This is a genomic window from Mycolicibacter minnesotensis (assembly GCF_010731755.1).
Classification (GTDB): Bacteria; Actinomycetota; Actinomycetes; order Mycobacteriales; family Mycobacteriaceae; genus Mycobacterium; species Mycobacterium minnesotense.
On sequence record NZ_AP022589.1, the window covers coordinates 3,905,618 to 3,916,968 of the forward strand.

Annotated in this window: 14 protein-coding genes; 3 read left to right on the top strand and 11 right to left on the bottom strand. The window is 66.5% G+C overall.

Annotated elements, in window-relative coordinates:
* The 6 genes from G6N09_RS17970 to dtd all read right to left on the bottom strand — a co-directional run bounded on the left by G6N09_RS17970 (position 1) and on the right by dtd (position 4,290).
* Positions 1–1,485, bottom strand: a complete 1,485-nt coding sequence (locus tag G6N09_RS17970; protein WP_083023056.1) for an HNH endonuclease signature motif containing protein — start codon at positions 1,483–1,485, stop codon at positions 1–3.
* Between the two features lie 247 nt (positions 1,486–1,732).
* A complete protein-coding gene (locus G6N09_RS17975; protein WP_133053070.1) occupies positions 1,733–2,032 on the bottom strand; it encodes a hypothetical protein in 300 nt (99 codons plus the stop codon).
* A 103-nt stretch (positions 2,033–2,135) separates the two neighbouring features.
* Positions 2,136–2,591, bottom strand: coding sequence for a phage gene 29 protein family protein (locus tag G6N09_RS17980; protein WP_083023059.1), 456 nt, complete (start codon positions 2,589–2,591; stop codon positions 2,136–2,138).
* Positions 2,592–2,976: 385 nt separating this feature from the next.
* Complete coding sequence (locus G6N09_RS17985; RefSeq protein ID WP_083023061.1) at positions 2,977–3,285, bottom strand: Gp37-like protein; 309 nt, start codon at positions 3,283–3,285, stop codon at positions 2,977–2,979.
* A gap of 101 nt (positions 3,286–3,386) precedes the next feature.
* Positions 3,387–3,812: a DUF2834 domain-containing protein gene (locus tag G6N09_RS17990; RefSeq protein ID WP_083023063.1), complete on the bottom strand. Its 426-nt coding sequence runs from the start codon at positions 3,810–3,812 to the stop codon at positions 3,387–3,389.
* A gap of 46 nt (positions 3,813–3,858) precedes the next feature.
* Complete coding sequence (gene dtd, locus G6N09_RS17995) at positions 3,859–4,290, bottom strand: D-aminoacyl-tRNA deacylase (RefSeq protein WP_083023066.1); 432 nt, start codon at positions 4,288–4,290, stop codon at positions 3,859–3,861.
* Between the two features lie 53 nt (positions 4,291–4,343).
* Between dtd and G6N09_RS18000 the strand changes: the two genes are divergently transcribed.
* Positions 4,344–4,658: an MTH1187 family thiamine-binding protein gene (locus G6N09_RS18000; protein WP_083023069.1), complete on the top strand. Its 315-nt coding sequence runs from the start codon at positions 4,344–4,346 to the stop codon at positions 4,656–4,658.
* Here the strand turns inward: G6N09_RS18000 and G6N09_RS18005 are convergent.
* The 5 genes from G6N09_RS18005 to G6N09_RS18025 form a co-directional block, all read right to left on the bottom strand.
* Complete coding sequence (locus G6N09_RS18005) at positions 4,651–5,310, bottom strand: M15 family metallopeptidase (protein WP_083023072.1); 660 nt, start codon at positions 5,308–5,310, stop codon at positions 4,651–4,653. The genes G6N09_RS18000 and G6N09_RS18005 overlap by 8 nt on opposite strands.
* Before the next feature lie 17 nt (positions 5,311–5,327).
* Entirely contained in the window at positions 5,328–6,074 is a 747-nt protein-coding gene (yaaA, locus tag G6N09_RS18010) for a peroxide stress protein YaaA (RefSeq protein ID WP_083023074.1), read from the bottom strand.
* On the bottom strand, positions 6,071–6,577 hold the full coding sequence (locus tag G6N09_RS18015; RefSeq protein WP_083023076.1) for a phosphatase PAP2 family protein: 507 nt from the start codon (positions 6,575–6,577) through the stop codon (positions 6,071–6,073). The genes yaaA and G6N09_RS18015 overlap by 4 nt, the downstream gene beginning before the upstream one ends.
* A 49-nt stretch (positions 6,578–6,626) precedes the next feature.
* Complete coding sequence (locus G6N09_RS18020) at positions 6,627–7,073, bottom strand: STAS domain-containing protein (protein ID WP_083023078.1); 447 nt, start codon at positions 7,071–7,073, stop codon at positions 6,627–6,629.
* A gap of 98 nt (positions 7,074–7,171) precedes the next feature.
* Positions 7,172–9,136, bottom strand: a complete 1,965-nt coding sequence (locus G6N09_RS18025) for a neutral/alkaline ceramidase (protein ID WP_083023080.1) — start codon at positions 9,134–9,136, stop codon at positions 7,172–7,174.
* Positions 9,137–9,329: 193 nt separating this feature from the next.
* On the opposite strand from G6N09_RS18025, the gene G6N09_RS18030 reads away from it, so the two are divergent.
* Positions 9,330–10,586, top strand: coding sequence for an acyltransferase family protein (locus tag G6N09_RS18030; RefSeq protein ID WP_109558821.1), 1,257 nt, complete (start codon positions 9,330–9,332; stop codon positions 10,584–10,586).
* A gap of 23 nt (positions 10,587–10,609) precedes the next feature.
* Entirely contained in the window at positions 10,610–11,323 is a 714-nt protein-coding gene (locus G6N09_RS18035; protein WP_083023082.1) for an Rv0518 family GDSL lipase, read from the top strand.
* Positions 11,324–11,351 lie beyond the last annotated feature (28 nt).

An 11,351-nucleotide genomic window follows, 5' to 3' on the forward strand; every position in this document is an offset into this window, starting at 1 on the left:
TTACCCGGCTTCGGGCCAACAGTCCAGGGGCGCAGGTTCTTCCTCGGGACTGTCGCCCTCCCCGTCGCGTGGTGGGGCAGGCCGGGCGTGGAAGTCCATCACGGCTTCGATGAAGTGAAAAGGATTGGTTCGGGGTTGGCCGCGTTCAAGTTTCGGCGGGGGAGTCCATACGACGCGGCCGTCGTGTCCGAGGGTCGTGGTCCAGCCTTGCTCGGTGGCCATTCGGTTATCGGGTGCACAGGCCAACGCCAGGGCGTCGACGTCGGTCTTGCCGTTGCGGGCCCAATCCTGTTCGAGATGGTGCGCCTGCGACAAATACCCCGATACCGTGCAGCCGGGTCTCGTACAGCCGCGATCTCGGGCATGGAGCACGATGCGCTGATCCGCCGAGGCGAGCCGTTTGCTACGGCCTAGCCAGAGTGCCCGGCCCCGGCCATCGAACACGCTCAAGTAGTGATGGGCGTGCTCGGCCATCCGCAACAGATCGGTCATCGGCAACAGTGACCCTCCGGCGGTGTGGGCTTTGCCGGTGGCGTCGGAGCCGGTTACCGGTGCGTGGCCGGCTGCAGCGTGGAGTTCGGCCAGGGTGGTCGAGATGATGACGGTTACCGGTAGCCCGTTGAGTTGGCCGAGGTCGCCGCAGGCGAGTACTGCGCGGCAAGCGGCCAGTAGGGCGTCGTGGGTGCGCTGATCGGGTCGGCGATCATCACGCTGGATCTGTTCCTGTGATGGGGTGCCGCTGACGCAGGGCTTTTCGTCGGCGGCGTTGCACATTCCGGGTGCGGCGAGTTTGGCCAGGATCGGTTCCAGGGTGGCGCGCAGCTCCGGGGTGATCTGCCCCGACAGTGAACTCATCCCGTCGATGCCTTGCCGGCCGAGGCGCAGCCCGCGCCGGGCCAGGCGTTCCCGGTCGGTGAAATCGCCGTCTGGGTCCAGGACGGCCACCAGATGTTCGGCCAGGCGCTGGAAGGTTTCCGGCCCGAATTGGCTCGCCAGCACCGCGAGGTCACGCTCCGCCCGCTGGCGATAGGCAGCGCCGACCGTGGTCGGGATCTTGGTCAGGGCTTTGCGTGCGATCGCCACATGCTCCGGCCCGATCCGACCCTGCGCCTGCGCAGCGGCCAGTTCCGGCAACACCGGCTCCAAGGGTTCCCCCGTCATGGCGGAGCGGGGGCCCAGATCAGCGGCATCTGCGATCCGACGGCGCGCGTTGGCGCTGCTGATCCGCAACCGCTCGGCCAATGCCTTGGTCAGCGAGGGCGCCCCCAAGGCGCCGGGATCGCCTTCGGTGACCAGCCGGGCCAGGATCCGGTGATCGACCACCGGTGCCCGCCACGCCAACGCTTCCCGGCGGGCCAGCACTGCCACCAACTCCTCGGCACTCAGGGCGTCCAGTGAGCACTGCTCAAGCTGGTCATAGGCGGCCTCGATCGCGTCCAGGCACCCCAGGACGGTGTCCCGATCCGCGATGGCATCCCTACCCATACATCGAACAATAGTTCGACCCACCGACAGAAAAGGTGGTCGGCCAGAACCTGTTAGCAGGATCGCCAATTGGGGATAAACGTGGCCACGGCTGGAACGTGCTGAAGGAGCGCATCCGCGACGGCAGGTGGCTGGTAGCCGTTGACCGAGAATCGAATCTTCCGGTCGCGCTTGGGATATCGGCTCGAACAGCTCTGATGTGTCCGCTGGTGCTGGGAATCCAGGGGAAGTGTTCTACGGCGCTTACTTAGGGCCCGAGCCCTGTTGTCGGAGATCGAGAGGGTCGGTGCCATTTGATGCCGTCCCAGATGTGGACCAGGGACTTGGTGGGATTGTCCTTGTCGTCGACCAGCCAGACCCCGTGGTTGATCATCGACTCGTCCCAGTTGGGCAGCAGCGTGGTGGCGTCCTCGAAGGTCTCCAAGCCATCGATGAATTCCAGCTCGACGATCGGCGCGTTCTTGCCCGGTTCACCTTGCCGGCCAACCAGGACCGGGGTGGTCAGCACCGCGTCGCCTTGGACGGCTTCCAGGGTGGCCGACATCATCTGCGGGTGTCTTCATCGCAGACGACCCCGTACCACGCTGCCGAGAGCAGGGTGTTGAACAGGTGAACGACGTCGCCTGTCTTGGCGGGCACGGGTGCAGTCATCAGTGATAGTCCTCTGCGAGTTTGATGGACGGTCGGATCCGCCACCCGTCGGGTGGCGGTGGTGGTGCAAAGTCGGCTCCGCCGAAGTGTTCGGCGAGCAATGCCCGGACCCGCGGGTAATCGGGGTCCAGGTCAGACAGAGACGTGTTGTCCAGGTCGACGGATGTGGGATCGGGCGCGTCGATGTCGACCCATTGCCGGTAGCCGCCCGGAGCATCAACCGGCCGGATAGCAGCCTGACCAGCAACGGGACCGATTCCGGCGCGGTCAAGGTGCCGTGCGATCACCGGTATGTTGACAAACCGCAGGTCATAAATGGTGCCCTCGGGCGATACTCGGCAGTTCAGGGCATCGGCAATGGCCCACATGGCCTTGTCGAGCGGGTGGGCATCCGAGCCCGGCTCGGGAATCTCGGGAAGGACCAACCGACCGTGGACGTCGATATGCGGCTGCATCAACCCCCCTCACTCGGCAATAGGACGAAAGGAACGCAGTGACGCGCGTGATGCAAGCAAGCGGCAGCCAGCGAAGGAAACGCATTAGGTGGAGCAAAGCCCTACTTGCCGTGGCGCCGGCCGCGTTATTTATCGCCGCACCGGCGCCAGCTCACGCCGACGGAGCGTGCACGGCGTTAGCGAACGAGGTGGCTGCTTATAACGCATGCATGAACAAGATGAACATGCACTGCGCGTATACGGGGGGGTTTTATGTGGAAGTCCACTCCACGTGCACCTACGCCGACGGTGGCCGGGATGAATGCGTCCAACACCTTGTGCCGTTCTCGTTCGGTGGCGTAGAGGTCACCGACTCGACCTGTACATATGTGCCGCCCGGCGTCCCCTAGAATAAGTCGTTGCTGCCGAATATGGTGCCGATGGCGTTCCACATTGTTTGGATGGTGCGCACCACTTGCCCCAGGGGATCTTCCATGTCACCACCGGTGCCGATGGTGATGTCGAACGTTTTCGGGGTGGACTCGTCGTAGTACATGCGGACCGCGCTGACTTGGTCGGTGTAAAGCAAGCCGTCGATCTCAAACAGACAGCGGGTGCCGAGGTCGAAATCGTAGAAGATCGAGTACGGCCGCCGATTCCAAATACTGACCTTGAACGCCTGATACGGGCGGGTCTTCCAATGCCCCTGCCTCATAGCCAACGCCGAGCTGACGGTGCCACCGCCGTCCTAGTGTAACGAATGCCCTACGCGCGCAACGTGATAGGAGTCGACAGGCTGCTGGCGTCGCCCAGCGGCTACCGGGTATCGACCCACACGGTAAATCCGGCCAGCACCACCGTGACCACGCTGAGCAGCACGATGTCGACAGCGCCCAACCGGGGCCCCTCAACACCCTCGGTGGCCAGTCGGCGTTCCCGGGCGATCAGAAACAACGGGAACGTCACGCTGATCGCCACGAGAAAGCCGCCCACGATGTAGGCCCAGACGAATCGCACGTTGTGCTTGCGGGCTTCGGTCACCATCAGGATCGCCGCGGCCAGGAACAGCAGCAGGATGTCGGCGGTGATCGAGCGCGACGCCGGTGTCACCGCGGTGTCCGGCAGGAACTGGGAAAGAAAGTCTGCCCCGTCGTAGGCCAGATTCTGGCTCCAGGTGGCGACCAACGCAGCAACGGCGATCGCGGCGTAAACACCGCAACGGACTTTGGCGGCTGTATTCATGCGGTCACGGTAGCGCCCATAGCGCCAGGTGCACCGTGATTTCGGCTCACAGCTCGAGCAGCACCGTCACCGGGCCGTCATTGACCAGCTCCACCTGCATATGCGCGCCGAACTGTCCGGTCGCCACCGTCGCGCCCAAACGTCGCAGTGCCTCGGCGAATTCGGCGACCAGCGGCTCGGCGACAGCTCCGGGAGCGGCGGCATTCCAGGACGGCCGCCGCCCTTTTGCGGTGTCGGCGTACAGCGTGAACTGGCTGACCACGAGAATCGGCGCACCGATGTCTGCCGCCGAGCGCTGATCATCGAGAATACGTAACTGCCAAAGCTTTTCGGCCAGCCGCTGCGCCTTATCCGAGTCATCACTGTGGGTCACACCGACCAGGGCGAGCAGCCCCTGGCCGTCGGGTTCGATCGCACCGACGGTCTGACCGTCGACACTGACGCGGGCCGACGAGACGCGCTGCACCAGAACTCGCACGCCCTCGATGCTAGGTAGGCTCGCCGTGATGCCTGACGGGAGGGGTGAGCCACATGTCGGTATTGGTCGCGTTCTCGGTGACGCCGCTGGGCGTGGGGGAGGGTGTCGGTGAGATCGTGGCCGAGGCGGTCCGGGTGGTGCGGGAATCGGGCCTGCCCAACCGCACCGACGCCATGTTCACCATTATTGAAGCCCAGACCTGGGGTGAGGCGATGGCCGTGGTGCAACGGGCGGTGGAAGCGGTCGCGGCGCGGTCGCCGCGGGTCAGCACGGTCATCAAGGCCGATTGGCGCGAGGGCGCCATCGACGCGATGAGCGCCAAGGTCGAATCGGTGGAACGGCACCTGGCGGTGCCCCCGACTAGTTGACCGGCACCTGGGGAATCGGCCGCCCAACATCGGCGCCGGGGCCGTTGAAGTGCCACCATTCCCCGGAGTAGGTGGCCAGTCCGCCGGCGTTCATCGCCTCGCGCAGCGCCGCGCGTTCGGCGGCGGCACGGGCGCTGATCCCGTCGGCGAATGCGGCTGCACTGGGGGAGAAGTCGTCGAAACCGGTGCCCATCTCGGAAAGGTGTCCCTGCGCGTCGGCGGTCGTCACATCCACCGACCGCCCGGTCTCGTGACTGCGGGCCAGGGAGCCCGGCCGCGCTACCCACGTCGGGTTCGGCACCACCTCGAACATCCGAACCTGCACCGCGTGCGGACGGTAGCAGTCCCAGAACACCAGCTTCCGGCCGCGACTGCGCAGCGCCGCGGCGGCCGCCGTCAGTCCCGGGACCATCGACTCATGCACCAGACAGCGGGCATCGGCAGGGTAGAGCTGTTGGCCGACAAAGTTGTTCGCGGTGGCATAGCGCAAGTCGATGAACGCGTCCGGAACCGCGCTGCGCACGTCGACGAATCCCGCCGCGCGCGCCGCCTCCGACAGCGCCGGTACGTCTGATCCCGGTGCCGCGGCCGCGGCACCCGAGGCGCCGGAGAGCAGCGCCGCCACCACTGTCAGCACTCGCAGACTTCGCATCAGCCCATTGTGGCGTGTCAGGCGTCGACCACGATCGTCAACCGCCGGTCGTCGCGCTCGACCCGCATGCCGGCCCGCCGCGCTATGGCCGCCACCGCCGCGGCGTCGCCGGGTTCGGCCCGGGTGCTGGCCAGGACCCGAGCCAGTCGTCCCTTGTGCGCCTTGTTGAAGTGGCTCACCGACACTCGCCGGCCGTCGGCGTGCTCGGCAACCACGTCGACGCTGACAGAGCCGGGGATCGGGGCCAGCGCGGCATAGGATCCCGACCTCAGGTCGACGACCAGTTCGGATTCGGCGATCTCGGCCAGCACCGGTTCCAGCACCGGCCGCCAGCGCCGTGCCAATCCCGGTCGGCCGGGCAGCTTCGAGGTCGCCGAGAGGCGATAGGCGGGGACCGGATCGGTGGCCCGCAGCAGGCCGAACAGGGCCGAGCCCACCGCCAGGCGGGCGCCGGCCCGAGCCGCTGATGCTCCACGCAGCGAGTCGACGTCCAATGCTTCATACAGCACGCCGGTGTAGCGATGGATCGCCGGCGCGGTGGGCGCGGTGTACAGCGCCGCGTTGCGCTCGATCTCACCGTCCTGGGCGGCCGACAGACCCAGCGCGGCACGGCTGGCCTCTGGGTCGGCGGCCAAGCCGACTAACTCGGCCACCAGTTCGGCGCGCAGCCCGGTGAGTTCCGGTGCGGTCAACGCATCCAGTTGCAACGGCGGGCCGTCGCCCCCGGCGCGTTTGGTCTCCGACGGGGGCAGCAGCACGATCACAGCGCAGACGTTAACCGAGCCGTTCCACACACCAGCGCGGTGGCGAGCATCGCCGCACCGACCGTGTCGGTGAGGAAGTGGTAGCCGCAGGCCACCAGTCCGAGCATGCCCAACAGACTCACCAGTGTGGCCGCCGCCACCACCCAGAGCCGGGCTGCGACCACCACCATCATTCCCAGCACCGCGACCAGTAGCGCGGTGTGGCCACTGGGGTATTCGACGTAGGGCCCATTGCGCCGATCGAACAGAAGCTTGAGCGCCATCGTGATCACCGTGACGGCCAACGGGCAGGCCAGCACCGCGGCCGCCAGAGCCCAGCGCCTGCGCGCCAGGGCCACCGCCAGACACGCCACCGTCACCCCCAACACCAGCCAACCGCTGGTGAAGACCAACAGCCAACGGGGCTGCTCGCCGACCAGGGTGACGGCGGCGCGACTGAACCAATTGTCGATCGAGGTCGAGCCGCGGCCTACCGCCCAGCCCAGTGCCAATGTCGCCAGCACTCCGACCGGCGGCCACCAGCGCAGGGCGGTGGCGAGGCTCCGATCTATCTCAGGCCGACTTCTTGATCAGTGGCAGGAGCATCTGGCGGCGCTGGTCATTGCCGTCGGCAAGAGCGTGCAGCGCCTGGTCCACCGACAGCGAGGTCGGAAACATGGCGTCCTCGTCGAAGTCGCCGAGCAGTTCGTGGACGGACGCGCTTTCGATCAGCGTCCAATCCACGCCCGCGGCATGGCAGTCACCGTCGAGCACGCACAGCAGCCAGATCCCCGCGGCGGCGAACGAGGTGACCCCGCTCAGGTCCAGCACCAGCGGTTCCTTGGCGAGGACGAACCGGCGAGCGTGCTCACTGAGCTGGTCCACGTTGGTGGCGTCGATCCGTCCCCGAACCGTGATCACCGTCGCGAGCTGACGGTACTGCGCCCGAATCTGCGCGCCGCCGAACTCGACAATGGGATTGATCCGAGCTGTCCCCCGTGTGGTGATGTCGATTGCCATGCCAGCCCCCGCCTTCCATGTCGATCGTTGCCGGCAGGTGAGCCGACCTCGATGTTTCCGACGTTATGCGGCGAAGTTAAGGCCTCTTGGGCGACCGATTAACGCTTTGGTGAGATATCGAAGGGTTCGGTTGCCCCGGTGAACGCACTGATCCGCCCATCGCGGTCACGCGCGTCGCCGTCATAGCGCAGCCGGTAGCGCCCCGCTGCGGTGTCCTCGGGAGCCGTCCAGCTCACGGTGACGGTGGACCCACGCCGGCCGGCGCGCCGCCAGCGGAACATCGTGGACCAGTCGCTGTCGTCGGCCACGGTCTGCCAGCCCTCGGGCGTCTCCCGCTCCACCCGCACGTAGGTGCCGCCGCGGTGCAGGTCGTTGTTCGGGTAGGCGCCGACGAACTCCGCCGACACTGTGGAGCCCGCCTGGTACTGCGGCAGCGGGGCTTGGAGGACGTCGCCGTAGCGCTGGCCGGCGGTCAACGCATCCGGCTTCACCCGGCGCCGCGACCGCCGTCGGCGGGACGGTTCGGCGGGACGCTGCCCCTCGGGTACTGGACGTTGGTCCCGCATCGCGGTGGCCAACTCCGAGACCACCTGCTGCAGGGCCGGCAGCTCCCAGCGGCCGAACAGGGTGCTGCCACCCTCGTAGCGCTGCTCGTCGTATTCCTCCGGCGTGGTGACGTAGTGCAGATAGCCGTTGCTGTAACCGGCCACCAGGACGTCGCGCAGCTCCGCGCCGACGATGTCTGCCACCGTGCGGCGCAACCGAAGACCCGCCACGATCGTCACCTCGGCAGGAATGCCGATCAGATACAGCTGACCGATCCGCAGCAGCTGAACGGGGCCGCCCTCCGGCATCAGCATCGACAGTGCCTTGTTCAGCCGAGTACCCGGACCCACCGCACCCTTGGGGGCCTGCGAGTCACGCATGCGCGGCGAGAGGCGGTAGACCGTGTTGGCGACCAGCCCGTCGAAAAACCGGTTCCGGCCCTGTTTGAACATCGGGTACAACGGGCCGGCCCCTTCGTCGGTGCCGGCCACGCATGAAGCACCGGCGATCGCAGGGCCGGTGCGATGAGTCCGGCCATCACCGGTGAATTCGGGCCGGACCTCAAAATCGGTCAGGTCGACGTAGGTGGTTCGGGCGTCCAGACCGCCGGTGACGTCGGTGCCGTGACCCAGGGTCAGCTCGGTGGCAGCGACGGCCTGACGGCCACCGATGATCCGGGTGTTCTCGAACTCGTCGTCGGTGGGTCCGCTGCCCGGCCGCTGGCCGGTATTGGGCGACATATCCCCGGAGTTGGTCTGCGCGAAGGCCGCGATGAACTCCTGTGGCGTGGAGGCCAGGTAGTCGACACCGTGGTCGAGGCGCTCGCACTGATAGGCCGCGAAGCCTTTGTTGTCGCCGCTGATCAACGTGTTGCGGTTGGTCATGGAGGTGCCGTGCGTGGCGAACCAGTTCACCGACCCGACCAGGTTGCCGTCACGTTCGATACGCAGCAACGTGGTCTGCGGATCGATCTTGTCGGGGAAGTGTGCGCGGTCGGCCTCGGGGTTGCGGGCGAACGACGACGGCGAACGGTTGCAGCTGGCGTCATGCAGCCGGCCCACGGCCAGGCTCAAGCTGGCGGGCGCCAGGTCGGCATGCGCCGCCGCGACGGCTTCACAGATCCCATCGACGATGGCGTCGAAGGTCTGCTGCCGGAACCCGTTCGTGTTGGAGTTGTAAAGCCGGTGGTCGCAGTAGCCCCCGGGGCCGCTGTGGGTGTGCGTCGCCGTGAGCATCACGTTGCGGAACGTGTACAGCTCGCCGTAGGAAGCGGCAAGGCGGCCGAGGACTTCGTGATGCACGCTCTCCAACAGCAGCGGCACCTCGGCGACCACCAGCAACAGCCGGGACGCCGCCGTGGCCGGGCCTTCGTGTACGAAGACGAATGCCCGCGCCCGCAACCGATTGTGTACGCCATCGGTTTGCTGCGAGGCCACGCCGTAACCCAGCATTCCGCATTCGGCCGGCTCGCCGGTGATGTCGGCGATTCCGCGTCCTACCTGATAGTCGTCTGGCATCGCTACAGTATTCACAACGGCCCTGCCCGCCTCGTCGCCGACGTGCCCGGCCGATTGCTTCAACCCCGGCAATCCCGCTGCTAGTCTTCGATGGCTGTCGGCCACCGGGTTGCGGTTGCCGACGCCAGGCCGTCCCGGTGGGCCCACACCCGAGGCAGCCAGTACATGCGGAGCCCACCGGCGAAAGAGTGTTGTGCGCAGCGGAGAGATCAAGGCTCTGACCGGGCTTCGCATCATCGCCGCGGTCTGGGTGGTGTTGTTCCACTTTCGGCCTCTTGTGCGTCTGGCGTCGCCGTCGCTGAGTGACGCGCTCGCCCCGGTGCTGGACCGAGGCGCCCAGGGCGTCGACCTGTTCTTCATTCTCAGTGGTTTCGTGCTGACCTGGAACTATCTGGAACGCATGGGCGAGGCGTTTTCCGCGCGCGCCACCGTGCATTTCCTGTGGCTTCGGCTGGCCCGGGTCTGGCCGATCTATCTGGTCACCATGCATTTGGCACTGCTGTGGGTGATTTTCACCTTGCATGTGGGGCACGTCCCCACCGAGGACCTGAGCAGGATCACCGCGATCAGTTATGTCCGTCAGGTGCTACTGGTGCAGCTGTGGTTCGAGCCGTTTTTCGACGGGTCGAGCTGGGATGGGCCGGCCTGGTCCATCAGCGCCGAGTGGCTGGCCTACCTGCTGTTCGGTGTCCTGGTGCTGGCGGTCTACCGGATGATGCGGGTGACCTCGGCGCGCGCCCTGGCCGTCCTAGCGATCATCGCCTCGCTGCCGCCGTTGCTGTTGCTGCTGGCGACCGGCCAGTTCTACACACCGTGGAGTTGGTTGCCGCGCATCGTCATGCAGTTCACAGCCGGAGCGCTGGCCTGCGCCGCGGTGCGCAAGCTCAGTCCGAGCGATTCGACGCGTCGCGCCGCAGGATACTTCTCCGCACTGCTCATCGCCGTCATGGTCGGTGTCCTCTATTACTTCGATGCCCACCCCATCTCGGGGTTGTACGACAGTGGCGGCCTGGTGGACGTGCTGTTCGTACCGTTGGTGATGGCATTGGCGATCGGCATCGGCAGCCTGCCGGCACTGCTGTCCACCCGGGTGATGGTCTACGGCGGGCAGATCTCCTTCTGCCTGTACATGGTCCACGAACTGGTGCATACGTCGTGGAACTGGGCCGCACAGCAATTCGAGATCGTGCTCGACGAAGGGGCAACCGGCGCGAAGTGGATGGTGTGCGGCTTGTTGGTGGCGGCGACGTTGCTCTCGGTCCTGCTCTTTCACAGCGTCGAGGAGCCCGGTCGCCACTGGATGCGCAAGATGATCGGCGCTCGGCCGGAGTCTGCAGATGTCACACCGGATGAAGACCCGTTAGCTGTTGAACCGGTAGAGGACTCGCCGGACACCAGTGAGGCCCGCCTCGACGAGCCGGTGGTCGCGGTTCCGGCTACTCTGCGCTGAAGCTGATTGGGGGAGGTAATGCCGTGAGTCGGGTGATGACATTCACCGTCGCGATGATGGCCGGGGTCGTCGCAGTCGTCGCCGGTACCGCCTATCTGTCACGCGAACCCGGATCCACACGTCATTACGAGACTGTCCCGCTGAGCGCCTCACCGAACCGGATCGCGGTGATCGGTGACTCCTACACGTCCGGATATGAGGACACCGGGCGTGGAGCGGCGAACTGGACCGAGCGGGCGTGGCAGAACCTGGCCGGCCGCGGGGTCTACGTCACTGCTGACGTGGCCGCCGAAGGTGGTGCCGGTTACGGCGTGCGCGGCAATCATGGCGGTCTGTTCGGGGATCTGACCTATCGCGCAGTGCAACCCGACGACGCGCTGGTGGTTTTTTTCGGGTCACGCAACGACCAGGACGTCGAGCCGGGCCAGTTGAGCCGCCTGATCGCCGACACCCTGGGCCTGGCTCGCCGAACCGCGCCGGGCGCGCGGATGCTGGTCATCGGACCGCCGTGGCCGACCGACGATGTCCCGGGCAATGTGTGGCGGATCCGTGATCTGCTCAGCGCCGAGGCGCGGGCGGTGGGAGCGGAGTTCGTCGATCCCCTCGCCGAGCGGTGGTTCGTGGGCCAACCGCAGCTGATCGGCCCCGATGGTGTGCACCCGACCGATGCCGGGCACGCCTATATGGCTGACAGGATCGCACCGCTGATCGCGGGACAGCTTCCGAAACGGACCTGACCACAACGGGATCGGGCCGACGGCCGTA